The 24,758-nt window shown below is 76.2% G+C and carries 18 protein-coding genes; 7 read left to right on the top strand and 11 right to left on the bottom strand.

The features are described 5' to 3' along the window. Positions 1 to 31 precede the first annotated feature (31 nt). Together NXY84_RS06235 and NXY84_RS06230 are read right to left on the bottom strand one after the other, a co-directional pair. Positions 32 to 511, bottom strand: coding sequence for a VOC family protein (locus tag NXY84_RS06235; protein WP_258726256.1), 480 nt, complete (start codon positions 509 to 511; stop codon positions 32 to 34). A gap of 177 nt (positions 512 to 688) precedes the next feature. Continuing rightward, on the bottom strand, positions 689 to 3,703 hold the full coding sequence (locus tag NXY84_RS06230; RefSeq protein ID WP_258726255.1) for a UPF0182 family protein: 3,015 nt from the start codon (positions 3,701 to 3,703) through the stop codon (positions 689 to 691). 97 nt (positions 3,704 to 3,800) lie between these two features. Between NXY84_RS06230 and NXY84_RS06225 the strand changes: the two genes are divergently transcribed. Continuing rightward, positions 3,801 to 4,373: a PPA1309 family protein gene (locus NXY84_RS06225; protein WP_258726254.1), complete on the top strand. Its 573-nt coding sequence runs from the start codon at positions 3,801 to 3,803 to the stop codon at positions 4,371 to 4,373. A 49-nt stretch (positions 4,374 to 4,422) separates the two neighbouring features. Here NXY84_RS06225 and NXY84_RS06220 read toward each other — a convergent pair whose 3' ends face one another. Together NXY84_RS06220 and NXY84_RS06215 are read right to left on the bottom strand one after the other, a co-directional pair. Next, entirely contained in the window at positions 4,423 to 5,706 is a 1,284-nt protein-coding gene (locus NXY84_RS06220) for a YlbL family protein (RefSeq protein WP_258726253.1), read from the bottom strand. Positions 5,707 to 5,713: 7 nt separating this feature from the next. Beyond that, a complete protein-coding gene (locus NXY84_RS06215; RefSeq protein ID WP_258726252.1) occupies positions 5,714 to 6,778 on the bottom strand; it encodes a nucleoside-diphosphate sugar epimerase in 1,065 nt (354 codons plus the stop codon). A gap of 130 nt (positions 6,779 to 6,908) precedes the next feature. Here NXY84_RS06215 and NXY84_RS06210 point away from each other — a divergent pair, with 130 nt between their 5' ends. After that, a complete protein-coding gene (locus tag NXY84_RS06210; protein WP_258726251.1) occupies positions 6,909 to 8,330 on the top strand; it encodes a zinc-dependent metalloprotease in 1,422 nt (473 codons plus the stop codon). Positions 8,331 to 8,494: 164 nt separating this feature from the next. On the opposite strand, the gene NXY84_RS06205 is transcribed toward NXY84_RS06210, so the two are convergent. Next, positions 8,495 to 9,145, bottom strand: a complete 651-nt coding sequence (locus NXY84_RS06205; protein ID WP_396126375.1) for a YgjP-like metallopeptidase domain-containing protein — start codon at positions 9,143 to 9,145, stop codon at positions 8,495 to 8,497. Positions 9,146 to 9,642: 497 nt separating this feature from the next. On the opposite strand from NXY84_RS06205, the gene NXY84_RS06200 reads away from it, so the two are divergent. Next, a complete protein-coding gene (locus NXY84_RS06200; protein WP_183295582.1) occupies positions 9,643 to 9,801 on the top strand; it encodes a DUF5679 domain-containing protein in 159 nt (52 codons plus the stop codon). Between the two features lie 164 nt (positions 9,802 to 9,965). Next, the gene (locus NXY84_RS06195; protein ID WP_258726250.1) at positions 9,966 to 11,099 is read left to right on the top strand and encodes a ThiF family adenylyltransferase; all 1,134 of its coding nucleotides are present in this window, start codon (positions 9,966 to 9,968) and stop codon (positions 11,097 to 11,099) included. A 22-nt stretch (positions 11,100 to 11,121) separates the two neighbouring features. Here the strand turns inward: NXY84_RS06195 and NXY84_RS06190 are convergent, their stop codons facing one another. Further along, positions 11,122 to 11,475 carry a WhiB family transcriptional regulator gene (locus tag NXY84_RS06190; RefSeq protein ID WP_309485057.1) on the bottom strand — a complete coding sequence of 118 codons (354 nt, stop codon included), beginning with the start codon at positions 11,473 to 11,475 and terminating at the stop codon, positions 11,122 to 11,124. A 144-nt stretch (positions 11,476 to 11,619) separates the two neighbouring features. Beyond that, complete coding sequence (locus NXY84_RS06185) at positions 11,620 to 11,814, bottom strand: hypothetical protein (RefSeq protein WP_258726249.1); 195 nt, start codon at positions 11,812 to 11,814, stop codon at positions 11,620 to 11,622. Between the two features lie 278 nt (positions 11,815 to 12,092). Here NXY84_RS06185 and NXY84_RS06180 point away from each other — a divergent pair, with 278 nt between their 5' ends. Further along, positions 12,093 to 13,076 carry a squalene cyclase gene (locus NXY84_RS06180; protein WP_258726248.1) on the top strand — a complete coding sequence of 328 codons (984 nt, stop codon included), beginning with the start codon at positions 12,093 to 12,095 and terminating at the stop codon, positions 13,074 to 13,076. Positions 13,077 to 13,131: 55 nt separating this feature from the next. Here the strand turns inward: NXY84_RS06180 and NXY84_RS06175 are convergent, their stop codons facing one another. Beyond that, positions 13,132 to 15,198, bottom strand: a complete 2,067-nt coding sequence (locus tag NXY84_RS06175; protein WP_258726247.1) for an ATP-dependent DNA helicase UvrD2 — start codon at positions 15,196 to 15,198, stop codon at positions 13,132 to 13,134. Between the two features lie 184 nt (positions 15,199 to 15,382). On the opposite strand from NXY84_RS06175, the gene NXY84_RS06170 reads away from it, so the two are divergent. Next, complete coding sequence (locus NXY84_RS06170) at positions 15,383 to 15,646, top strand: mycoredoxin (RefSeq protein WP_258726246.1); 264 nt, start codon at positions 15,383 to 15,385, stop codon at positions 15,644 to 15,646. Positions 15,647 to 15,706: 60 nt separating this feature from the next. Here the strand turns inward: NXY84_RS06170 and nudC are convergent, their stop codons facing one another. Beyond that, positions 15,707 to 16,654: an NAD(+) diphosphatase gene (gene nudC, locus NXY84_RS06165; RefSeq protein ID WP_258726245.1), complete on the bottom strand. Its 948-nt coding sequence runs from the start codon at positions 16,652 to 16,654 to the stop codon at positions 15,707 to 15,709. 88 nt (positions 16,655 to 16,742) lie between these two features. Here nudC and NXY84_RS06160 point away from each other — a divergent pair, with 88 nt between their 5' ends. Continuing rightward, entirely contained in the window at positions 16,743 to 17,687 is a 945-nt protein-coding gene (locus NXY84_RS06160) for a phosphotransferase (RefSeq protein WP_258726244.1), read from the top strand. Between the two features lie 41 nt (positions 17,688 to 17,728). Here NXY84_RS06160 and NXY84_RS06155 read toward each other — a convergent pair whose 3' ends face one another. Both NXY84_RS06155 and NXY84_RS06150 read right to left on the bottom strand, forming a co-directional pair. After that, the gene (locus NXY84_RS06155; RefSeq protein ID WP_258726243.1) at positions 17,729 to 21,406 is read right to left on the bottom strand and encodes an ATP-dependent helicase; all 3,678 of its coding nucleotides are present in this window, start codon (positions 21,404 to 21,406) and stop codon (positions 17,729 to 17,731) included. After that, the gene (locus NXY84_RS06150) at positions 21,403 to 24,702 is read right to left on the bottom strand and encodes an ATP-dependent helicase (protein ID WP_258726242.1); all 3,300 of its coding nucleotides are present in this window, start codon (positions 24,700 to 24,702) and stop codon (positions 21,403 to 21,405) included. Before NXY84_RS06150 ends, NXY84_RS06155 begins: the two co-directional genes overlap by 4 nt. Positions 24,703 to 24,758 lie beyond the last annotated feature (56 nt).

Genomic DNA, 24,758 nt, shown 5'->3' with positions numbered 1-24,758 from the left:
CACCGGCGCGGAGGGACCAAATCCGTCCTGGTCACGTGCCCGAGTAGGCCGCCTCGAGCGCCGCGACGTCGATCTTGGTCATGCCCATGAGCGCCGCCGTCGCACGCTGCACGCCCGCGGCGTCGGGCCGCTGCATGACGTCGTCGAGCTGGCGCGGGACCACCTGCCACGAGACGCCGAACCGGTCGCGCAGCCAGCCGCACTGGCCGGTCCGGCCGCCGTCCGCGGACAGCTCGTCCCAGTAGCGGTCGACCTCGGCCTGGTCCTCGCACGTCAGGTAGAACGAGAACGCCTCGTCGAGCGTGAACGCGTCGCCGGCGTTGAGGAACGTGGCCGGCATCCCGTCGATCACCAGCTCGACGATGAACGGTGCGCCCTCGGGGACGTCGGGGATCCCCGCCGGGGCCGTGACGACGCTCGTGACCGTCGTGTTCGGGATCGTCTTCGCGTAGAACTCCGCGGCCTCCTCGGCGCGGTCGTGGAACCACAGGTGCGGTCGAACGGCGCCCATCTCAGGTACCTCCTCGTCGGTGCGGATCGGTGCAGGTCGGTGCGCGGCCTCCCCCGTGAAGACCCCGACGGGTCGCCGAAGTCATCGGTCGGCCTCGTCCGCCTCCCCCGGCGCACCACCGACGACGAGGGGCCCGGACCGCACCGGTCCGGGCCCCTCGTCGCGTCGCTCAGGGCGTCAGTCGAGCTCCGCCTCCGCCGCGATGGCATCCGCGAGAGCGGCGTCGAGCGCCTCCTGCGCCTCGCCGTACGCCGCGAAGTCACCGGCCGCCAGGGCCGCCTCGCCGCGTTCGATCGCCTCGCGCGCCTCGGTCAGCGCGGCGTCGAGCCGCGTCCGGGCGTCGGCCGCTGCACCGCCGGTGTCCGGCTCGGTCCCGGTGTCCGCCCCCGGGTCCGTCCCGGTGTCGGTGCCCGGATCCGTCCCGGTGTCGGTCCCCGGGTCCGTCCCGGTGTCGGCGCCCGGGTCCGTCCCGGCGTCCCCACCCTCGGCTCCCGCGTCCCCGTCGAAGACCTGGTCGAGCGCCTCGTCGAGCGTGTTCGCGAAGCCGATCTCGTCGCCGAAGGCCACGAGCACCTTCTGCAGCAGCGGGAACCTCGTGCCCGCGGACGACTGGACGTAGACCGGCTGCACGTACAGCAGGCCCCCGCCGACGGGGAGCGTGAGCAGGTTGCCGCGCACCACCGTCGAGTTCTGCTGCGCGAGCAGGTTGAGCTCCGTCGAGACCGTCGGGTTCGAGTCGAAGTTGTTGTTCACCTGACCCGGTCCGGGGACCGTCGAGTCACGCGGCAGCTCGAGCAGCCGCAGCTGGCCGTAGCCCTCCGCGGGCTCGCCCTCCTGGTCACCCGCCTCCGCGTCGACGGCGAGGAACCCGCTCAGCACGTTGCGCTGGTTCGTCGTCCCGCCCGACGCCGGGATGAACGTCGACATGAGCGAGAACGTCGCGCGCTCCTGGTCCGGCATCTTGAGCGTCAGGTAGTACGGCGGCTGCGGCACCTGGGTGTCGCCCAGCGTCGGGTCGTTGGGGTTCGCCCAGAAGTCACCGCCCGAGAAGAACTCCTCGGCCTCCGTCACGTGGTACCGCGTGAGCAGGTTCCGCTGGACCTTGAACAGGTCCTCCGGGTAGCGCAGGTGGCTCATGAGGGAGCCGCTGATCTCGGAGATCGGCTCGAGGCTCGTCGGGAACACCTTCTGCCACGCCTGCAGCACCGGGTCCTCGGTGTCCCACGCGTACAGCGTCACGGTGCCGTCGTAGGCGTCCACGGTCGCCTTGACCGAGTTGCGGATGTAGTTGACCGTCTGCGGCAGCAGCGCGTCGATGCTCTCGGAGCGCTGCGTGACCGAGTCGATCGTCGCGTCGTCGAGCGCACGCGACGCCGCGTACGGGTAGCCGTCGCTCGTCGTGTACCCGTCGATGACCCAGACCACGCGGCCGTCGACGACCGCGGGGTACTGCCGGCCGTCGATCGTCAGGTACGGCGCGACCTTCTCGACGCGCGTGCGCGGGTCGCGGTCGTAGAGGATCTGCGACTCGGACGTCACGCGCTCGGAGAACAGGATCTCCTGCGAGCCGAACTTCAGCGCGTAGAGCAGCTTCGTGACCGGGTCGCCGATGTCCGGGCCCGCGGAGACCTCGTCCGTGGGGAACGAGGTGTTGACCTGACCGCCGGACTCGTCGTCCGGGTAGTCGAGCTCCCAGTCGCGGGCGCCCTCGGGGGCGCCGACGATCGAGTAGAGCGGCGAGCGCGGGCTGAAGTAGATGCGCTCCTCGTACTCGCCCATCTGACCGGACGACGGGATGCCCGCCTCCCAGAACTCGGGCCGACCACCGGCCGCCGTCGTGTTGCCGTACGCCGCGACGACCCCGAAGCCGTGCGTGTACACGGTGTGGTCGTTGGTCCAGTTCCGCTGGCCCTCGCTGAGCCCGTCGAGCGCGAGCTCGCGGACGGCGATCACGGTGTCCTGGCTCTGGCCCTCGATCTCGTAGCGGTCGACGGCCAGGGTGTCCGCGAAGCTGTAGTAGCCCTTGTTCTGCTGGAGCTGCCGGAACGACGGGCTGACGATCTGCGGGTCCAGCAGGCGGATCGACGCGGTCGTGTCGGTGTCCGCGCGGAGCTGGCCCGCCTCGGCGGTGACGTTCGCCTCGTACGGCTGGACGGCGACGTCCTCGAGGTCGAACGCCTTGAGGGTCGCGTCGATGTTGCGCTGGATGTACGGCGCCTCGGCGTCCTGCTGGTTCGGGGTCACCTGGAAGCGCTGGACGACCGCCGGGTAGATCCCGCCGACGGCGACCGCGGCGACGACCATGAGACCGAGGCCGATCGCGGGCAGCCGCCAGTTGCCGCGCACCGCGGTGATGACGAACAGGATCGCGACGAACACCGCGACCCCCGCGAGGATCGCCTTCGACGGGATCACCGCGTTGACGTCGGTGTAGCTCGCGCCCTCGAACCGGCTGCCCTCCCGGGTCAGCACCGAGTAGCGGTCGAGCCAGTAGTTCGCACCGATGAGGAGCATGAGCGCCGCGCCCATGACCGACAGGTGGATCCGCGCGGAGGGCGTCGTGCGGGGCGCCCCGGCAGGCCCGCCGACGCGGACGCCGCCGTACAGGTACTGGGTCGCGACGCCGCCGATCGCCGCGAGCACGACGACCGCCATGAGGAACGACACGACGAACCGCAGGCCGGGCAGCGTGAACACGTAGAACCCGATGTCGAGCCCGTACTCCGGGTCGTTCTCGCCGAACGCGACGGAGTTCATCCACAGCTGGACGGTGCTCCACTGCTGCGACGCCGCACCGCCCGCGAACAGGCCGAGGACGGCCGGACCGGCGACCATGACGAGGCGGCGCAGCGGCTCGATGGCCTCGCGGTACTGGTCGAGGCTCGCCTGCTCCTGCGTCGAGGGCGCGTAGATCGGCCGCGAGCGGTACGCGAAGCTCAGGCTCGCGGCGACGCCCCCCGCCATCAGCAGGAAGCCGAGCACGAAGAGCACGGCGCGCGTGCCCCACTCGGTGCGCAGCACCTCGACGTAGCCGAGCTGGTCGAACCAGAGCACCTCGGTCCACACCTGCGCGAGGATCAGGACGAGCACGACGATCACGCCGAGCACGACGAGGGTCGGGCCGAGCGGGCCGCGACGTCGACCCGGTGGCCGTGGGCTGGGTCGGCGGGCGGTGGGGTTCGCGAAGGTCACGGGGTCAGGGTCCTCGTCATCGGTGACAGCTGGGGCACAGTCCGTGAACGTCTCGCCGCAGCCCGCGGTTCCCGGGGGAGCGGGTACGGATGGGACGATGTCGGACGTGGACGAACCCATCCTGCCCCTGTCTCCCCCGTCGGCGCGCGCGAGCCTGGCCGAGGCCGTCCGTGAGATCGAGCGGCACGTCGCGACGGGCGGCTGGGACGGGCCGGTGCGGGTCTTCGCGCTCGTGCGCACCGCCGCCGCGCTGGAGGCCGAGCCCGGCCTGGCCGCACAGCTGCCGCCCGCGGTCGTGTCCCTCGCGCGGCACGACGAGCACCACCTGACGTCCGTCGAGCAGGAGGACCTGCCGGCCGCGACGGACCTCGAGCACCTCCTCGCCGGCATCGAGTGGCCCGCGGGGGTCGACGGCGCGGCGGTCACCGTCGAGCGCGTCGTGCTGCCGCCCGCCGCCGAGGAGGGCGTGCCGGCCGACCCCGACGAGGCGCTGGCCTACCTCATGGCGCACCCCGACCGGCAGGACGTGCGGATCGCCGTCGGCGCGCTGCGCGACGGGACGAGCTGGTGCGCGGTGCGCAGCCGCAGCAACGACAGCGACGACTCGGTCGGTCAGGGACCGGACCTCGTCCCCGGGCTCGTCGAGGCCGTGGTCGCGACGCTGCACTGAGCCGTCGCGGCGCCGCCCCGGAGCGGCGCCCGCCCCCGGGACAGCGCCGTCAGGAGCAGGCCCGGAGGTCGTCCGTCTCGCCGGCACCGATCGCGACGACGGCCTCGCGCGCGTCGTGCAGCGTCGCCACCGAGACCACGCGGAGCCCGTCCGGCACGTGCCCGACGACCTCGTCGCAGTTGCCGGCGGGGGCCAGGAACCATGTCGCGCCGTCGCGCACCGCGCCGCCGAGCTTCTGCTGGATGCCGCCGATCGGCCCGACCTCGCCCGACGCGTCCATCGTCCCGGTCCCCGCGATGACGGCGCCCTGCGCCTCGTCCTCGGGGGTCAGCCGGTCGATGATCCCGAGCGCGAACATCGTGCCGGCGCTGGGCCCGCCGATGTCCTCGATCTGGATCGTCACCTCGACGGGCTCGCCGATCTCGGGATCGATCACGGGGAGCTCGAACTGCGGGTCGACCAGCACACCGAGCCGGCTCCCGCCGCCCTCCCGCTCGCCGGTCACGACCTCGAGCTCGAGGTCCTCGTCGGAGCGCACGACGCCGAGCTGCACGGTCGTGCCCGGCTCGATCTCCCGGAGCAGGTCCGTGAGCTGCGTGAAGGACGTCAGCTCCGTCCCGTCGAGCGAGGCCAGCACGTCGCCCTCCTCGACGACGCCGTCGGAGCCGCTGCCCTCCTCGGCGCCGGCCACGACCATCGTCGCGGGGACCTCGTGCCCCAGCTCCTCGAGCGCCGCGACCGTCGCGTTCTCCTGCGAGGAGACCATCGCGGCCTGGTTCTGCTCGTCGAGGCTGTCCTGCGAGATGTCGGGCGGGAAGACCTCCTCGACCGGGCGGACCGCGGTCAGCGGGTCCCACCAGCCGCGCAGCACGTCCACGACGTTCGACGGGTAGCCGGGGCCGCCCGTCGTCGAGACGGTCGTGAGCAGCAGCTCGCCCGTCGCCGGGAACGTCTCGGCGCCCTCGATCGAGATGAGGGGCGTGCCGGACTGCTCGCCGAGCGTGTCCCGCGTCGGCCCGGGCGAGCTCACCGCGTACGGCGCCGGCAGCACGACCAGGCCGCCGAGCAGCACCGCGGTCGCGAGCATCGCGACGGACAGCGTGACGTTCCGCGGCGAGGCGGGCGCCGGGGCGTCCTCGGCGGGGGCGCCGGACCCGTCCGGGACGCCCGACCCGCCGTCGTCGGACGGCCCGTACGGCGCCGCCGTCCCGCCGGCCGGGGGCGTCAGGTCGTCGCCGGCGCTCGCGCCGCGGGGCACGGAGCCGTCGCTCGAGGCGCTGCGGCTCGGGACCCCGGAGGTCCGGGCGGGGGCGGGGAGGTTCTCGTCGGGCACCCCCCGATCATCCCCTACGCCGGCCGCGCGCCTGCTTCAGGACGGCGGCGGTGCCGATCAGCGCGACCGCCGCGCCCGCCGCCCCGAGCGCCGCCGCGTCGCGCGCACCGAACCGCCGGCCGGCGAGCGCGATGCGTCCCTGCACGGCCACGAGCAGCACGTCGAGGCACTCCGCGGTCGACCAGCGCGCCTCCCAGCCGGCCGCCCGCAGCCCGTCGCTCGCGACCGACCACGGGTACACCGCGTACGCGAGCTCGGCGCCGGGGGCGGGCAGCACGCCGACCCGGTGCAGGCGCTCGGCGGTGCCGAACGCGGTGGTCGCCGCGAGCTCGACGCGGCGCATCCCGGCGGCGGCCTCGACCTCGCGCGCGGTGAGCTCGTCGGCGGCGCCCACCGTGAGCGGCCCCGTGAGCCGCTCGTCCACCACGGTCGCGACCGCCGACGCGAGGTCGTCGACGTGCACGAGCTGCCAGCGCCGCTCGGCGCCCCGCACCGCGAGCAGGCGCGGCGCCTCGAAGTGCCGGGTCAGGAGCGTGTCGAGCCCGGGCCCGACGAGCCCGGCCGGGCGCAGCACGGTCACGAGCGGCGCCCTGCGCCTCGACGCGCGCGCGAGCACCGCCTCGACCGCGAGCAGGTCGCCGACGACGCCGTCGCGCAGGCCGTCGTCCGGCGCCTCGCCGGTGCGTCGCAGCGAGCGCCCGGGCCCGCTGCCGTGACCCAGGACCGGGTCGCCGTCGTGGATAATCGGGCGGTCCGGCGCGGCCCCGTGCACCATCGCCGACGTGATCCCGACGAGGTGCCGGACGCCCGCCTCGCGCGCGGCCGAGACCGTCCGTGCCGCGTGCGCCACCGCCTCGGTGCGGCGCTCCTCGGCGGGCACGGCCCAGGCCGCGTGGAGGTCCCCGCCGTGCGCGACGAGCACGACCACCTCGGCGCCCGCGAGCGCCGTGTGCGGCTCCTCCTCGGGCACCGCGTCGACCCGGCGCACCGCGCGCGGGCCGTTCGCGGACAGCCAGCCGGCGAGCGCCGTCGCAACCGGCCCGACGCCGACGACGACGAGCTCGCCGGGCACCGCGTCCCCGCCGCGCGCACGACTGCGCCCTGAGCGAACCTCGCGCTGCACCATCTCGTCGCCTCTGGTCTGTGGTTACCGTGGGACACCGCCTGCCCCCCCGCCGGCACATCGTCCCAGGAGCACGCCGATGAGCACCGACCGCCCCGCCGGATCGTCCCCCGACGGCGAGGACACCCCTGCGCCGTGGGACGAGATCCTGCGCCAGATGTTCGGACCGGACGCCGAGGAGGCGCTCGCCCAGCTCCGCGCGCAGGGCATGGACCCGGCGGCGATGGCGGCGGCCTCGGGGCTCCCCGACGACCCGCGCCTGCTCGGCCAGGTGCTCGACCAGGTGCGCCGCCTGCTCGCGTCCTCGGGCGAGGGCCCGGTCAACTGGGACATCGCGCACGACGTGGCCCGCCAGGCCGCCGTGGCCGAGGGCGACCCGTCGCTGACCGCGCTCCAGGCCAAGCAGGTGAGCGAGGCCCTCTCGGTCGCCGAGCTCTGGCTCGACGCCGCGACCGACCTGCCCCCCGCAGGCGGCCCCGTCCGTGCGTGGAGCCGCTCCGAGTGGGTCGAGCAGACGCTGCCGACGTGGCGCACGCTCACGGAGCCGGTCGCGTCGTCGCTCACGACCGCGCTCGCCGGAGCCCTGGCGGAGCAGCTGCCCGAGGACCTCGCCGCGGAGGGGCTGCCCCCCGGGATGCTCGTGCCCGGCACGCCGAGCGACCCCGCGCAGCTCGTGCGCAGCCTCGGCGCGGCGGTGTTCGGCATGCAGGTCGGCCAGGCCGCCGGGACCCTCTCGCGCGAGGCCTTCGGCATCACCGACATCGGTCTGCCGCTGGTCCGCGAGCCCTCGACCGCGCTCGTCCCCTCCAACGTCGAGGCCTTCGCCGCGGGGCTCGACGCCCCGCTCGAGGAGGTCCGCCTCTACCTGGCGCTCCGCGAGGCGGCGCACGCCCGGCTCTTCACGCACGTCGCCTGGCTGCGCGCTCACCTGCTCGGCGCCGTCGAGGCGTACGCGCGCGGCATCACGGTCGACCTCGACCAGCTCGAGGAGGCCGTCGCGTCGATCGACCCGACCGACATGTCCGCGCTGCAGTCCGCGCTCTCGGGCGGCGTCTTCAACCCGCACACCACCGACGAGCAGAAGGCCGTGCTCGGTCGGCTCGAGACGGCGCTCGCGCTCGTCGAGGGCTGGGTCGACGAGGTCACGTCCGTCGCGGCCCTCCCCCACCTGCCGCACGCGGTCGCGCTCCGCGAGATGATCCGCCGCCGCCGCGCCGCGGGCGGGCCCGCCGAGCAGACGTTCGCGACGCTCGTCGGCCTCGAGCTGCGGCCCCGCCGGTCGCGCGACGCCGCGGCGCTGTGGGCCCGGATCACGGCCGACGGCGGCCCCGAGGCGCGCGATGCCGTGTGGGACCACCCGGACCTGCTGCCCACCGACGAGGACCTCGACGACCCGGACGGGTACGCCGCGCGCCGCCAGACGGCGAGCGACGAGGCCGCGGACGTCGACCGGGCGCTCGCCGAGATCCTCGGCGAGGAGCCGGAGACCCCGCAGGGCTGACGCGTCCGGCCGTCGGGGGGCGAGCCGGAGCGGCCGACCCGTCCCGCCCGACGTCGTGCCCTCACGTCGGTGAGGCGGAGCCGGCGACCGGGTCGGGTCCGCGTCGGCGGGTCCACCGGTCGGCGGGTCGCGTCAGCGCCCCGGTCCGTCCTGCTGGACCGGCCTCACCGCTCGTCCGGGTCGGCTCCGAGCTCGTCGACCACGTCGAGCCCGGCGTTGTCGACCTCGCTGCCCGCGTCGTCGTCCGACTCGTCGTCCACGTCCCCGCCGAGCGCCGGCTGCTGGCCCGTGCGCGCGCGCTCGTGCCCGTACGCGACGCCCTCGAGGAAGCCGCGCGCGCGGTCCGTGCGGGGGTAGGCGTCGAGCTCGGCCCAGAAGTCCGGTCCATGACCGGCGTGCAGCAGGTGCGCGAGCTCGTGCAGCAGCACGTAGTCGAGGACCCACCCGGGCATGCCCTGCAGCCGGTCGGAGATCCGGATCGTCCCGTCGAGCGGGGTGCACGACCCCCACCGGCGGCCCTGGTTGCTGGACCACGTGACGCTCGCCGGCCGGGCCCGCCCGGCGAGGTAGCGCGTCGAGAGCCCCGAGGCCCGCTCGGCGAGCTGGACGTCCGACGGGCGCCGCCGACGCTCCTGGCGCTCGAGCCGCGCGACCATGCGCTGGACCCACTCGCGCTCCTGCGCGCGCGTGAACCGCGCGGGGATCGCGATGATCGTGCGGTCGCCGTCGCGGTAGGCGGTGACCGTGCGCGTGCGGTTGCGCGAGCGGCGCACCTCGACGGCGGCCACAGGGGGGTGCTCGGGCGGCGCGTCCACGCTGCGCGGCACCTCCCCGGTACGCGGCGGGACGGGGCGTGCGCGCGACGTCGGCGTCCGGCTCGCCCGTGACCCCGGCTCGGCGGACGTGCGCGGCGTCGGCCCCGAGGGCATGGCGGAGGTGCCCTCGGCCGGGTGCCCGCGGCGCCGCTCCACGCCGTGCACGCTATCGGCTCGGGGCCACGCGCCGCGCCACCTCGCCGGAGCGGCGCCCGGGCTCCGCACGTCGGCCGGTAGCGCGCCTCCCCAGACCGGCGGAGCGCGTCCGCTCGGCCCGCCGCGAGCCTCGTCCCACCGGCCCTCCGGCGTGTCCCCCGAACCGGGGAACGCGGTTCCCTTCCGGGCGTGCGTTACGGCGCGTCGAGCCCGTCCGGGCCCCCGGCAGGGCCGCCGCGATTACTGTGGGGCTCGCTCAGGTCGGGGCGGCTCCCCTCATCTCGACCGGGCCGCCGGGCCGACGGACGCGCCCGATGTCCGCAGACGCGAGGAGACCTGTCATGGCCGAGACCTACAAGGGCGAGTTCTACTGCGTGAAGTGCAAGGAGAAGCGCGAGGCCGAGGGCGATGTCGTCGTCTCGGAGTCCGGCCGCAAGATGGCCAAGGGCGTCTGCCCCGTGTGCGGCACCAAGCTCAACCGCATCCTCGGCAAGGCCTGAGCCCCCCAGGCACCGCACGCCTCGAGGCGCCGTCCGGTCGGACGGCGCCTCGCGCGCGTCCGGGACCCTGTGGACAGCGGTGGCACGGCGTCGGCCGGTGCCACGCTGAGGCCTCGGGTCGCCGGCGTCGGGTCGGCGCACGGCACGGCCGAGAGGGGTCGCTCATGCGGTTGCGCCCACACCTGCGCGTCCTGCGGCGAGGGCCGGACGAGCTGCAGGTCGGGACCGACCCCCGGTGGGCCGTGCGCCTGACCGGCCTGGCGCCCGGCGAGGCCGAGCTGCTGCAGGAGCTCGAGACGCTGCCGGAGCTCGACCGCTGGCTCCCGTGGGCCCTCGGCCAGGGCCTCGACCGCGCGCGCGCCGAACATCTCGTCGGGCTCCTCGTCGACGCGCAGGTCACGAGTGCCGGGGGCCGCCGGAGCCCGACGGTGCGTGCCGGCGCGGGTGCCGACGTCTCCGCCTGGACGCTCCTGCGGCCCGACGGCGACGGTGCCGCGCAGGTCGACGCCCGGCGGTCCGCGGTGGTCGGGGTCTGCGGGCTGGGGCGCCTGGGGCTCGCCGTCGCGACCACGCTCGCCGTCGCGGGGGTCGGGACGGTCCTGCTCGACGACGACGGGGTCGTGCGCTCGTCCGACATCGGACCGGGCGGGTACCGCATGGGGGACGTCGGCTCCGCACGGCTCGCCACGGCGGCGCGCGTGCTGCGGGACGTCGCGCCGGAGGTCCGTTGCGACGCCGCGCCGGGGACAGCGCCGGACCTGGTGGTGCTCGTCGAGCACGGGGCGGCGAGCCCGGAGACGGCGCTGCGGCTCGTGACCGCGGGTCTGGCGCACCTGTCGGTCGTCGTGCGGGAGGGCGACGCGCTCGTCGGCCCGCTCGTGGTGCCGGTCGGCGCGGGAGGTCGGCGCGCCGGCGACGCCGTCGCGGGCGGGGGTCCCTCCGCAGCTCCGGCGCGTCCGCTCGGGCGCGGCTCCGCGTGCCTGCGCTGCCTGGACCTGCACCGTGGCGACGTCGACCCGGCGTGGCCGCTCGTGGTGGCACAGCTCGTGTGCCGACCGCCGACGTCGAGCGGTCCCGCGGGGGAACCGGTCGCGCTCGCGGGGCTGGGCTCCGCACTGGCTGCCGCCGAGGCGCTCACCTACCTCGACGGGGGCGTGCCGCGCACGCGGGGCGCGACCTACGAGCTCGCGATGCCCGATCTGCTGCCGGCCCTGCGGGCCTGGGCGGTGCACCCCGACTGCGGGTGCACCGCCCTGCCCCGGACGCCCGTCCCGGCCCTCGCCCGCCCGGGGCGCTGACCGTCACGAGCCCCGCGGGCCGTCATGCCGCCGGAGCGGCGGACTTCCGGGGCCGTCCCCGGCCCCTCTTCGTGGCGACGACCACGCCGCCGACGAAGACCTCTCCGCCCCAGACCCCCCACGGCTCGGCACGCTCGACCGCGCCCGCGAGGCACCCCTCGACGAGGGGGCACTCCCGGCACAGGGCCTTGGCGAGCTCGACCTGGGCGGTCTGCTCCGCGAACCAGAGCTCGGGGTCGTTCGAGCGGCACGGGATGAGACCCGCGACCATCTGGTCGAACTGCTGGTTGTTCTCGTCCGTCGTGATGACCGGGCTCGGGGGCCACGGGCCGGATCCGCCCTGGTTCACCGTGTCGAGCAGCGTCGTGAGCCGCACGATGTCCTCCTGATGTCCTTGCTGGTGAGCGTCTGCTGGTTTTCCGGATCACCGGTACCTGCGCCGCTCCCCCGACATCGGGAGAAAAGACGAAGGCCGCGGATCCGAGTGGACTCCGCGGCCTGGAAGACGGTCGTCAGACCATCAAGTTCCTGGTGCGAAGTCGGGGTGGTTCATCGGGCGACGGCGGTACGTGCGCTTGTGATCGCCGCCGATTCCCTGGGTGCTGGCCATGGGCACAGCTGTCCCCTCGAGCCATGCGGAGATGGGCGCGAGGGAGCGCGGGACGAACGTGATCGCGAACGTCGACTGCCGCTTCACGACGGTTGTGTTCTCCATCAGCTCTCCCACCACCTCTCATCACCGGCCGGGCCTCTTCGGCGCAGCCCTCCTACAAGGACGTGACTCACCCTAAGGGTGGCCGTCAGAGGCACACAACCGAATTAACGACCTGACTTCGAGAAGTTTTTCCGACCCCTCGGCGACCCGCCCGGGAACCGGGGCACGGCCCCACGAAGCGGCGTCGGCGAGCCGTTCGACACCCCGGGCAGGACCGCCCGACGCACCGTCCCGCGCCCGGCGTTCCCCTCGCGGGAGGCGCGGGGTAGCGTGCCCGCATGGCGCTCGACCGCGCGCTCCTGGACTGGCTGCGCGACGCCGACCCGGCGTTGCGGTGGCAGGTCGAGCGCGACCTCGCGGGTGCGCCGCCCGAGGTCTGGGAGGCGACACGCGCGCGCGTCGCGACCGAGGGGTTCGGGGCCCGCCTGCTCGCGCGGCAGGACCCCGACGGGCAGTGGGCGGGCGGCGCCTACTTCCCCGCACCGGTCGAGGGCGCGGAGCCCTCCGGCGAGGAGGGCCAGCCGTGGGTCGCGACGACGTGGTCGCTCACCGCGCTGCGCGAGTGGGGGGTCGACGCCGCGGCGCTCGACGGCACCGCGGAGCTGCTCGCGCGCCACTGCCGGTGGGAGTACGACGACCTGCCGTACTGGGACGGCGAGGTCGACTGCTGCATCAACGGCTGCACGCTCGCCAACGGTGCCTGGCTGGGCGTCGACGTGTCCCGCCTCGCGGCGTGGTTTCTGGAGCACCGTCTGCCCGACGGCGGCTGGAACTGCGCGTGGGTCGAGGGCTCGACGCGGTCCTCGTTCCACTCGACGCTCAACGCGCTGCGCGGACTGCTGGCGCACGAGGTCGCGACCGGCGGGACCGACGAGCTGCGCGCCGCGCGGCGGGCCGGGGAGGAGTACCTGCTGGCGCGCCGGCTCCTGTACACCGCGTCGACCGGTGAGCTCGTGGGGCCGTGGGCGACGCGGCTCGCGTACCCGTTCCGGTGGGCGTACAGCGCGCTGCGGGCGCTCGACCACCTGCGGGCCGCCGCGCTGCACGACGGGCTCCCGCCGGACCCCCGGCTCGCCGACGCCGTCGACGTCGTGCGCGGCGCCCGGCAGGCCGACGGGACGTGGCTCCAGGAGGCGGGTCAGCCCGGGCGTGTGTGGTTCGAGGTCGACGTGCCCCCGGGTGAGCCGTCGCGGTGGCTCACCTTCTACGGGACCCGGGTCCTGGCGTGGTGGGACGAGGCGGCGCCGGAGCGGGTCGGCTGAGCGGGCGGCTGCCTCGCGCTCGTCGCAGGGCGCTCGGCGCTGGGCGCTGGGCGCTCTAGGCGCTCGTCGCGCGCGACGAGCCCGACGCGACGATCGACAGGAGCGTCGCGCCGTACCGGTCGATCTTGGCCGGGCCGATCCCGTTGATCCGGGCGAGCTCCGCGATCGACGCCGGGCGCAGCTCTGCGATGGACTCGAGCGTCGTGTCGACGAGCACGGTGTACGCGGGGCGGGACGTCTCGAGGGCGACCGACGCGCGCCACTCGCGCAGGCGGGCGTAGATCTCGCCGTCGACGTCCCCCGAGAGCGCCCGGCGCGGCCCGGGCTCGGGTGCGCGGTACCTCTCGGGCGTCCGGCCGCTGCCGCCGCGCCGCTCCTCCTGCGGCCAGAGGCCGTCGAGGAACCGCGTCCGGCGCCGGGATGCCCGGCCACCGGGGTTGCGCGCCCGGGCGTAGGACAGCGCGAGGTGCTCGCGCGCACGCGTGATGCCGACGTAGAGGAGCCGGCGCTCCTCGGCGATCGACGCGTCGGTCTCCGCGAGCGAGATCGGCATGAGGCCCTCGCTGAGCCCCGCGAGGAAGACGGCGTCCCACTCGAGGCCCTTGGCCGCGTGCAGCGACGCGAGCGTGACGCCCTCGACGGTCGGGGCGTGCTGGGCGGCGGCGCGCTCGTCGAGCTCGGCGACGAGGTCCGCGAGGCTCGCGTGGCCGCCGGTCTCCTGCGCCGCCGCTTCGAGGTCGTCCGCGAGCGCGACGAGCGCCTGCATCGACTCCCAGCGCTCGCGGGCGGCGCCGCGCGTCGCGGGCGGCGCCGGCGCCCAGCCCGCGGAGAGCAGCACGTCGCGCACGACGTCGGGCATCGCCGCGTCGGCGTCCACCGCGCGGCCCGCACCGCGCAGCAGGACGAGCGCGTCCCGCACCTCACGGCGGGCGAAGAACCGCTCGCCGCCGCGCACGAGGTAGCCGATGTCCGCCGCGGCGAACGCCTGCTCGAACGCCTCGGACTGCGCGTTCGTCCGGTACAGGACCGCGATCTCGCTCGGACGCGTCCCCGCGGCGATGAGGCGCGCGGCGCGCTCGGCGATGCCCGCGGCCTCCGCCTCGTCGTCGTCGTACGCGGTGTAGGTGACCGGCGGGCCGGACGGGCGCTGCGCCACGAGCTCGAGCGGCGCAGCCGGTCCCCGGCGACGGGCCGCCGAGCCGGGCGCGTGCTTGGGCGCCAGGAGACGGTTCGCGAGGCTCACGACCTGGGGGGTCGAGCGGTAGTCGCGCACGAGCCGGACCACCTGCGCCTTGGGGTGCGCCGCGGTGAACGTGAGCAGGTGGTGCGGGGTCGCGCCCGTGAACGAGTAGATGGTCTGGCTCGGGTCCCCGACGACGCACAGCTCCTGACGTCCCCCGAGCCACTGGTCGAGCAGGAACTGCTGCAGCGGCGACACGTCCTGGTACTCGTCCACCACGAAGTGCCGGTACTGCATCCGCACCTGCTCGGCGACGTCGTCGCGGCCCGCGAGCATGTCGGCGAGCATCAGCAGGACGTCCTCGAAGTCGATGACCCCGCGCTCGGTCTTCGCGTCCTCGTAGGCGGCGATGAGCCGGGCCACGGCCTGCCGGTCGTACCCCGCGGGCGCCGGGCGGTCGATCGCCGTGGTGGCACGCACGTAGTCGTCCGCGGTCACGAGCGAGACCTTGGCCCACTCGACCTCCGAGGACAGGTCGCGGATCGCCACGCGGTCGACCGACAGGCCCAGCCGGTGCGCCGCGTCCGCGACGGCCGGCGCCTTGTGCTCGAGGATCCGCGGGGGCGCTCCCCCGACGACCTTGGGCCAGAAGTACCCGAGCTGGCGCAGGGCCGCCGCGTGGAACGTGCGGGCCTGCACCCCCGCGACGCCGAGCTCGCGCAGCCGCGTGCGCATCTCGCCGGCCGCACGCGCGGTGAACGTGACGGCGAGGACGGTCGTCGGGCGGTAGACGCCGGTCCGGACGCCGTACGCGATGCGGTGCGTGATCGCGCGCGTCTTGCCCGTGCCGGCTCCCGCGAGCACGCACACCGGTCCGGTGAGCGCGAGCGCGACCGCGCGCTGGTCGGGGTCGAGGGCATCGAGGAGGGCGTCGGCGGACATCGTGGTCGATTGTCTCAGCCCGCGCCGACAGCGGGTCGCCGGCTGTGCGCGGCCGGCGGGCGTTTGCGACGCGGCACCGGCGCCAGGAAGAGTTCCGGTGTCCCCGGCGTTGGACCGGGCGACGACGCACTCCCGACCTCGCCACGCCCCCGGGCCACGGCGACACCGCACGAGAGAAGGACGCATGAGCACCCAGACGCTGCCCGACGCCGGTTCGATCACGATGTACTCGACGACGTGGTGCGGCTACTGCCGCCGGCTCAAGACGCAGCTGGACTCCGCGGGCATCGGCTACACCGAGGTCAACATCGAGGAGCACCCCGACGCGGCGGCGTTCGTCGAGCAGGTCAACGGCGGCAACCAGACCGTCCCCACCGTCGTGTTCCCCGACGGCTCGGCAGCGACGAACCCGTCGCTCGCGGACGTCAAGGCCCGCCTGGAGTCCTGACCGTCACGGGCGTCCGCGGCCCCGGCGACGCGCCCGGGCCGCGACGCCGTCGGGCCGTCGTCAGATCGCGTTCGGCAGCTCCGAGCCGTACCACTCCTCGATGAGCATCCGCGCGATCGACGTGCTGCTGGGCAGCAGCACCGAGCCCGAGCGCACCGCGGCGCGCAGCTCGGTGCGCTCGAACCAGCGCGCCTCCGTGACCTCCTCGCCGTCGACCGTGATGACCTCGCTCAGCGCGCGGGCCCGGAAGCCCAGCATGAGCGACGCCGGGAACGGCCACGGCTGGCTCCCGCGGTACTCGACCGCGCCGACCGTGACACCGACCTCCTCGAGGACCTCCCGGCGGATCGCCGCCTCGACCGACTCCCCCGGCTCGACGAAGCCGGCCAGCGTGGAGAAGCGGTTCTCGGGCCAGTGCGCCGAGTGCCCGAGCAGCAGGCGGTCGCGGCCGTCGACCACGGCCATGATCACCGCGGGGTCCGTGCGCGGGTAGTGGTCGGAGCCGTCGGCGGTGCAGCGGCGCACCCAGCCGGCGCTGTGCGAGACCGTGACCTCGCCGCAGCGCGGGCACCGCGGGTGGCGCACGTGCCACGCCTCGAGGGCCACCGCGGCCGTCGCCAGCCCCGCGTCGCGCGCCGAGAGCTCGCCGCCGACCTCGCGCAGCGGCGACCACCGGTCGCCCGGGACCAGGACGGCGGAACCGACGTCGGGCACGAGCCGCGCCAGGAAGGCGGTCCCCCGGCCCCCGCCCGGCGCGTCGTCGTACCCGAGGAAGGCCCACCCCTCGGGGAGCTTCCCGCCCGGCGACAGCAGCGCGGCCTCGCCCGGGTCGAGCAGCGCAAGCTGCTGGGCGGCCTGCCCGTCGTCGCGGGTCACCACCGCGCCCGCGTGCACGAGCAGGACCCGCGTGGCGGGGTCGGTCAGCAGGGACGGGACCAGGTCCGGGCGCACACGGGCGTCGGCGGCACGGTCGGTCCGCGTGCGGGACAGCGGCGGCTCGGCGATCACGCCCGCCACCGTACGCGGGGAAACCCGACATCGCAGACACGCGCGGACGCACCCACGACCGGGTGGGCGACGCGCTTAGGCTGAGCGGGTGTCACGTTCACCTCTCGCGCTCGCTGCCCTGGCGACCGTCGCCGTGCCCGGGCTCGACGCGTACGACGTCCGCCGCCCCGAGGTCTCGGGCGGCGACTTCGACATTGCGGTCGTGATCGACGCCGCCCGACGGCGGTGGGTGGTCCGGTCCCCCACGAGCGCCCGCTCCGGTGCGCTGCTCGAGGCGGAGGTCGAGCTCGTCGAGGCCCTCGCCGGGCAGGTCGACGCAGGGCACCTCCCGTTCGACGTCCCGCGCACCGCGGGGTTCGCGCACCTGCCCGAGGGCGGCCGGGCCGTCGTCTACCCGCAGGTCCCGGGCCGGCCGCTGCGGCTGGAGTCCCTGCGCCCCGGGCCGGGACTCGCGGCGTCGCTCGGTCGTGCGCTGGGCGCGCTGCACGAGCTGCCGACGGCGCTCGTCGAGAACGCCGGGCTGCCCGTCTACGACGCGACGACGTACCGCGACCGGCGGCAGGCCGAGGTCGACGAGGCCGCCCGGACCGGCAAGGTCCCGACGACGCTGCTGCGACGCTGGGAGGAGCGCCTCGAGGACGTCGCGCTGTGGCGGTTCCAGCCGACCGTCGTGCACGGCGGGCTCACGACCGAGCACGTCCTCGTCGACGACCGGACCGTGACCGGGGTCCTCGACTGGGGCGACGCGATGGTCGCCGACCCGGCCGACGACCTGTCGTGGCTGCTCGTCGCCGCGCCGCAGGACGCCGTCGACTCGATCATGGAGGCGTACCAGCTGCGCCGGACGGAACTGACCGACAGCCACCTCACGGAGCGCGCGCTGCTCGCCGGGGAGCTCGCGCTCGCGCGCTGGCTGCTCTACGGCGTGCGGACCGGCAGCGCCGACGTGGTCGACGACGCGGTGCAGATGCTGCACGAGCTCGACGAGAGCACGCGCGAGGCCGACGCGGTCGCAGGTCGCTCGACCGGCTGACCGGGTCGAGCGGCTGACCCGCTCGACCGGCCGCGCCGGTCTCACCCCCTCGTGCGCGACGGCTGCGCCGCGGCGGCGTGCAGCAGCGCGGTGATCTCCGCCTCGTCGAGCAGCCGCTCCGGGCGCACCGTGCGGCCTCCGCCCACGTAGCAGAACGCTGCGCTGACGTGCTCGAGCGGCGTGCCCTTCCACCGCGACCACGCGAGCCGGTACACGGCGAGCTGCAGCTCGCGCGCCTGCACCGCTGCCGGGTCGGTCGGCGGCGCACCCGTCTTCCAGTCGACCACGACGACCGCGCCGGGCACGTCGGGGCGGTCGGGGTCGGCGAACACCGCGTCGATGCGTGAGCGCAGCACGTACCCGGCGACCGGCGTCTCGATGTCGACCTCGACCGCGAGCGGCACGCGGTGCGCCCACGGGGTCGCGAGGAACGCCTCGCGCAGCGCGACGAGGTCGGCGTCGACGCGCACGGAGTCGTCGTCGGCGCCGGGGAGGTCGTCGACGTCGACGAGCGAGGCCGAGCCGAACCAGCCCTCGACCCACGCGTGGAACGCCGTGCCGCGCCGGGCCTGCGGCGACGGCTCGAGCGGCACCGGCCGGCGCAGCGCGCGGGCGAACTCCTGCGGGTCGGAGGCGAGCCGGACGACCGCCGACGCGGACAGGTGCGGCGGGAGCTCGACGTCGGTCGACGGGGACGCGGCGAGGGCGCGCTCGGCGAGCAGGAGGTCGGCGGTGCGGTCCCACGGCGTGGGCACGGCGGCGTCGCGCGCCGGGCCGTCCCCCTCGGGGAAGCCGTCCGCCGTGAGGGCGGAGGCGGTGGAGCCGGCGCCGGCGTGGACCGCGTCGCCGGAGCGCGCACCGGTGGTCCCGGCGCCCGACGAGGCCGCCGCCATCGCCTCGCGCACCGCCCGGGCCGAGCCCTCGACCGCGGCCCGACGTGTGCCCGACGACCGCCCGCCCGGACCGGTGAACGGGTCGGCCGGCCAGACCGGGGCCACGTCGTCCCCGCCGCGCGGGCTCGTCGCACCGTCCTCCGGCTCCTCGGCCCACGCCTCGGGGTCGACGAGGCCCGCCTCGGCGAGCTCGGTGAGGAACAGCGACGGCGGCCGGGGCTGCGACGCCTCGCCCCACCAGGCGCCCGTGAGCAGCAGGGCCGACCGGGCCCGCGTGAGCGCGACGTACGCGAGGCGACGCTCCTCGGCGACCGCGTGCTGACCGGCGTCCTCGACGAACCGACGGCGGCGCTCCTCGAGGTCCTTGGGGTCGGCCGCACCGGCGTAGGCGAACTGCGGCAGGTCGTGCCGGTCGCCGCGCAGCGGGTACGGCAGCGTGCCGAGCCCGCTGAGCCACGCCTTGTCCGTCGGGCCGTCCTTGCCGGACGTGCGGATCGCGGGTAGCCCGCCGTCGACCATCCCGGCGACCGCGACGACGTCCCACTCGAGGCCCTTGGCGGCGTGGATCGTGACGATCTGCACGGCGTCCGGGTCCGGCTCGGCGACGGGCATGTCGAGCCCGCGCTCGCGCGTGTCGGCCGCCGCGAGCCAGGCGAGGAACGCGCCCAGCGTGGGGCTGTCCGCTCCGTCGGAGAACTGCACCGCGACGTCCCGGAACGCGTCGAGGTGCGCGCGGGCCCGGCCCGCCGAGACCCCGGCGCGGGCGGCGACCTCGATGTCGAGGCCGAGCAGACGCTCCGCCTCGCCCACGAGCTCCGGGAGGGAGAGGTACGTGTGCGAGCGCAGCACGCGCAGGAGCTGCGCGAGGTCGGTCAGGCGCGCGCGGGCGGTGTCGCTCAGCGTGCGCCCGGTGCGGCTGCGCCAGCCGGGGGGCGGCAGCTCGTCGATCGCGTCCACGATGCTGCGCTCGTCGACGACGTCGGCCGCGACCGGCTCCCGGCCGGCGGCGTCCGACCCTGCGCCGGGCGCGCCCGACGGGGCGCCCGCTGCGTCGGACGCCCCGCCGACGACGTCCGACGTCGGACCGGCCGCCCCCGAGCCGGCGACGCCCGACGCCGCGCCGGCGAGGACCGGCGGTGCGGCACCCGCGGGGTCCGTCTCGGTCCCGTCGCGCTCGTCGGCCCGCCGCTCCGCGGCCCGGCGCGCGTGCCCGAGCCCCGCGGCGAGCTCCGCCGACCAGGCCGCGAGGGCGTGCAGGTCGGCCGCCCCGAGCCGCGTCCGTGCGCCCGTGAGGAGGCGCATCAGCGCGTCGCCGCGGGACGGGTCGTGCGCCGCCTGGAGCATCGCCACGAGGTCGACGACCTCGGGGGTCGCGAGCAGGCCCCCGAGCCCCACGACCTCGACGGGCAGCCCCGCGTCGCGCAGCGCCCGCCGCAGCACCGTGAACTGCGCGCGCTTGCGGCACAGCACCGCGGCGGTGACCCGCGCGATCCCCGGCCCGGCGGGGCGCCAGCGCTCGGCGACGAACCGGGCGACGGCCGCGGCCTCCTCCTCGAGGGTCGCGGCGACGTGGGCCTGGACGAGCCCCGGCCCTGCGCCGGGCCGGGCGGCGAGCTCGGGGACCTCGACGCGGGTGCTCGCCCGCCGCAGCGGCAGCGCCACGTGGTTCGCGGCCTCGAGGATCGCCTCGTCGTTGCGCCACGACGTCGAGAGCAGGTGCACGTCCGCCGGGCGTCGCGTCGCGCCGTCCTCGTCGAGCTCGACGACGGGGAACGTCGACGGGAAGCGCTCGAGGCCGCCCGCGCTGGCCCCGCGCCAGCCGTAGATCGACTGGTGCGGGTCGCCGACGGCGGTGACCGGGTGCCCGTCGCCGAACAGCGCCCCGAGCAGCGCGAGCTGCGCGTAGGACGTGTCCTGGTACTCGTCGAGCAGCACGACGCGGTACCGGGCGCGCTCCCCCGACCCCACCTCGGGAACCTCGCGTGCGAGCCGCGCCGCGAGCGCGACCTGGTCGCCGAAGTCGAGCGCGTCGGCGGCGCGCTTGCGGGCGCGGTAGTCGGCGACGAGCTCGAGCAGGCGCGTGCGCTCGCCGAGCAGCCCGAGCAGCTTCGTGATCGGCGCGTACGGCGCGCGCGGCGGGGTGCCCGGAGGCGTCGCCTCGATCGCCTCGATAATCCCCTCGATGCCGGCGCGTGCCTCGTCGGGCGTCAGGAGGTGCTCGTCGAGCGCGCCCGAGAGCTCGAGCAGAGCCTCGACGACCGTCGAGACGGCGGCCTCGGTGTCGAGGTCCCCGGTCCAGGACTCGACGACCTGGCTCGCGAGCTGCCACTGCGCGGCCTCGCCGAGCAGCCGGGAGGTCGGCTCGACCCCGAGGCGCATCGCGTGGTCGGTCACGAGCGACGCCGCGTAGGCGTTGTAGGTCGCGATCGTCGGGCGTGCGAGGTCGAGCAGCCCCGGGTCGAGGCCCGCCGCGGCGAGCGGGAGGCCGGGCAGCACGAGCCCCTGGGCGGTCGCCGCGCGGGCGAGGTGCCGCAGCCGCTGGCGCACGCGGTCGCCGAGCTCGCCCGCGGCCTTGCGCGTGAACGTCAGCCCGAGCACCTGCTCGGGCGCGGCGAGCCCGTTCGCGAGCAGCCACACGACCCGCGCCGCCATCGTCTCGGTCTTGCCGGACCCGGCGCCGGCGACGACGAGGGACGGTCGCAGCGGCGACTCGATGACCTCGACCTGCTCGGGCGTCGGCGAGGGACGCTCGAGCAGCTCCGCGATCCGGGGGGCCGAGAGCACGGGCCGCCGGGCGGCGGGCGCCGCGTCGTCGTACGGGTTCACTCGACCACCTGCGCGCCCTCGTCGCGGGCCGGGCAGCTGCGCCGCACCGGGCAGCGCGAGCACAGGTCGTTCTCGGTCGCCGCGAACGTCGCCGCCGACATGTGGCCCGCGACCTCCTCGATCCGGCGCCGCGCCCAGCTCGTGCCGTCCCCGTCGTCCTCGAGCGGCGCCTGGCTCCGCAGCGCGGCGGCGCTCCTGTTGACGTCCGAGACGAAGACGAGCTGCGCGCCGGCGCTGCGGGTCCCGGGCGGGAGCCCCTCGACGGCACCCGCGTCGACCGCGAGCTGGTAGGCGCCGAGCTGCGGGTTCTCGAGCGCCTGCGCGGCGGTCGGGGCGGTGCGCCCGGTCTTGAGGTCGCTCACGGTCACGCGCTCGGCACCCTCGTCCGGCTCGCCCGTCGGCCGCGCGCGCTCGATCCGGTCGATCGACCCGCGCACCACGGCACGGTCGAGCTCGAGCGTGAACGGCGCCTCGACGAGCAGCGGCTCCCCGGCGCTGCGCACGTACTGCGCGAGGCGGCGCACCATCGACTCGGCGCGGCGGCGCTGCACCGTCGTCGGCCACCCGTCGGGCAGGCCGAGCTCGGGCCAGCGCCGGTCGAGCTCGGCGAGCAGCTCGTCGTGCGTGCCGGTCGGGTACGTCTGGGCGATCGCGTGCACGAGCGTGCCGAGCGACTGCCCCGAGCTCTCGGCCGCCGTGCCGCCCGCCGCCTCGAGCGCCCACCGCAGCGCGCACGTCGCGGCGGTCTCGATCTTGGAGGGCGAGACCGTGACCTTCTCGCCCTCGGGCCAGAGCGGCCCGTCGCTCGACGGCTCCGCGAGGCCGTGCCACTCGTCGGGGTCCGCCCCCTCGACGCCCGCCCGGGCGAGCCGGGCGAGCATCGCGGCGGCCGCCGGGTCGGGCCGCCCGCGCAGCACGCTGGACTCGAGCCGCGAGCGCACCTGGGCGACGAGGCCGCGCAGGTCGAGCGGCGACGGCGTGGTGACCTTGCGGGGGTCGACGTCGTCGTCGCACGGGTCGACGAGCTCGAGGAACGGCGAGGGCTGGGCGTCGGTGTCCGCGACCGCGGTCACCAGCAGCCGCTCGCGCGCCCGGGACACAGCCACCTGGAAGGACCGGAGCTCGTCGGAGAGCACGGCTGCCCGGGCTCCGGCGCCGAGCTGCCCGGCGTCGGGCTCGCGCCCCGCGAGCAGCTCGACGAGCGTCTGGGCGCCGAGCAGCGAGTCCCGCAGCCGCAGGTCGGGCCACACGCCCTCCTGGACGCCCGCGACCACGACGACGTCCCACTCGCGCCCGGCCGCACCGGCGGGCGTGAGCACGGCGACGGCGTCCCGGTCGGCACGGGCCGCGATCGTGTCGGCGGGCAGGTCCTGGCCGAGCACCCAGTCCACGAACGCGCCCGCGGGCGCCTGCGGCATCCGGTCGACGAACGTCTCCGCAGCGCGGAAGAGCGCGAGCACCGCGTCGAGGTCCCGGTCGGCGCGCGCACCGGCGGCCCCGCCCGCGAGCGACGCGCGCCGCCACGGCTCGGCGAGCCCGGCGGCGTCCCACAGCGCCCACAGCACGGTCTGCGGGTCGGCGGTCGGGGCGAGCGCGGCCGTGCGGCCCGTCGCGAGGACCCGCGCGAGCCGCTCGACGTGCCGGCGCACGCCGGGCGGCAGCCCCGCGGTGCGGCCCGGCTCGGTGAGCGCCTCGACGAGCAGGGCGTCGCTGCCCCGGCCTCCCCCGCCCGCGAGCTCCTCGGCGCGCAGCGCGCGGCGCACGCGGCGCAGCCCCACGGTGTCGAGCCCGCCGAGCGGGGAGCACAGCAGCCGCGCGGCGGTCTCCGCGTCGAGCTCCGCGGCCCCGACCGTCCCGTCGGGGAGCACGCAGCGCACGGCGTCGAGCAGCGGGCGGACCGCGGGCTCCTCGCGCAGGGGGACGTCGCTGCCCAGCACCGCGACCGGCACGCTCGCGCTCGCGAGGGCCCGGCGCAGCGCCGTGACCTGCGCACCCGAACGGGCCACGACCGCCATGCGCTCCCACGGCGTGCCGTGCTCGAGGTGCGCGAACCGCAGCGCGTGCGCGACGTACGCGGCCTCCTGCGCGGTGCTGGGCAGGATCGCGACGCGCACGTTCCCCGGTGTGCCGTCGCGCGCCGCGGCCCTGCGGTGCACGACGGCCCCCTGCGCCCCGACCCGGGCCGCGACACCGGACGCCACCTCGCGCAGGCGCGCGCCGTGCCGCCACACCGTCCGGAGCACGAGCCGCTGCGCGCCGAGCTCCCCGGGGCCGTCGCCCTCGACCGTCGCGCGCGCGACGAGCGCGGGGCTCGCGCCGCGGAACGTCTGCACCGCGCTGTCGGGGTCGGCGAACAGCGCGAGCCGCGCGCCGCCGTCCGCGAGCACGCGCAGCAGCCGGGCCGTCGCGGCCGTGCTCTCGTGGTGGTCGTCGACGACGACGAGGCGCCAGCCCGGACGCGGTGCCGCGGCGACCTCGTCGTCCCACGCGAGCAGCGCCTCGGCGGCCTCCTCGACGACGACCGCGGGGTCGTAGCGCGAGCCGAGGTCCGGCGTCGCAGTCCGCAGCAGCGTGACGTCGAGGTACTCCTGGTAGACGGCGGCGGCTGCGACCCACGCGGGGCGTGCGTGGCGCTCCCCGAGCTCGGCGAGGTCGACCGGCGCGAGCCCGCGCTCCGCGGCCCGCATCAGGAGGTCGCGCAGCTCGTCGCGGAACGCGCGCAGGCCGAGCGCCTCGGGCGGGACCGACGCCGGCCAGTCGAGCGGGACGCCGTCACCCTCCGCGTGCCCGGCGAGCAGCTCGCTGAGCAGCATGTCCTGCTCGGGGCCGGAGATCAGGGTCGGCGGCGGCGCGCCGAGCAGCGAGGCGCGCGCCCGGAGCACCGCGAACGCCGCCGAGGCGGCCGTGCGGACCATGGCCTGCCCGGACGTCCGCTGCAGCCGGGCGGAGAGGCGGTCGCGGAGCTCGGCGGCGGCGCGCCTGCTCGCCGCCACGACCAGCACGTCCTCGGGTGCGAGCTCGCCGTCCGCGAGCGCGGCGACCACCGCCTCGACCACGACGCTCGTCTTGCCGCTCCCGGGCGCGCCGAGCACCAGCAGCGCCCGGTCGGTGCCGGCGGCGACGCGCTCGACGACCTCGCGCTGCTGCGGGTCGAGCGCGAGCCCGCCGCCGGGCGCGAGCACCCCGGCCGCACCGGGGCCGCCGGCAGCGCCGCGCGTGAGCACCGCGCCGTGCTGCTCGACGATCGCCGGACGCACGAGCCGCAGGGGCGTGGCGCGCGACGGTCGGGGGTTCACGGGCAGATCACACCACACGCCACCGACAGTCCCGCGGCGCCCACGCGAGGCGTCCG

Origin of the sequence: Cellulomonas sp. NS3 (assembly GCF_024757985.1) — a bacterium.
GTDB lineage: Bacteria > Actinomycetota > Actinomycetes > Actinomycetales > Cellulomonadaceae > Cellulomonas_A.
The sequence above is the reverse complement of the archived record's forward strand: the minus strand, read 5'-3'. Positions and strand labels throughout refer to the sequence as shown.

Coding starts and splice junctions, on each gene's coding strand:
- NXY84_RS06210 (WP_258726251.1), top strand. CDS start 6,909: ATGAGCACCGACCGCCCCGCCGGATCGTCCCCCGACGGCGAGGACACC.
- NXY84_RS06235 (WP_258726256.1), bottom strand. CDS start 511: ATGGGCGCCGTTCGACCGCACCTGTGGTTCCACGACCGCGCCGAGGAG.
- NXY84_RS06180 (WP_258726248.1), top strand. CDS start 12,093: ATGGCGCTCGACCGCGCGCTCCTGGACTGGCTGCGCGACGCCGACCCG.
- NXY84_RS06195 (WP_258726250.1), top strand. CDS start 9,966: ATGCGGTTGCGCCCACACCTGCGCGTCCTGCGGCGAGGGCCGGACGAG.
- NXY84_RS06200 (WP_183295582.1), top strand. CDS start 9,643: ATGGCCGAGACCTACAAGGGCGAGTTCTACTGCGTGAAGTGCAAGGAG.
- NXY84_RS06175 (WP_258726247.1), bottom strand. CDS start 15,198: ATGTCCGCCGACGCCCTCCTCGATGCCCTCGACCCCGACCAGCGCGCG.
- NXY84_RS06185 (WP_258726249.1), bottom strand. CDS start 11,814: ATGGAGAACACAACCGTCGTGAAGCGGCAGTCGACGTTCGCGATCACG.
- NXY84_RS06225 (WP_258726254.1), top strand. CDS start 3,801: ATGTCGGACGTGGACGAACCCATCCTGCCCCTGTCTCCCCCGTCGGCG.
- NXY84_RS06170 (WP_258726246.1), top strand. CDS start 15,383: ATGAGCACCCAGACGCTGCCCGACGCCGGTTCGATCACGATGTACTCG.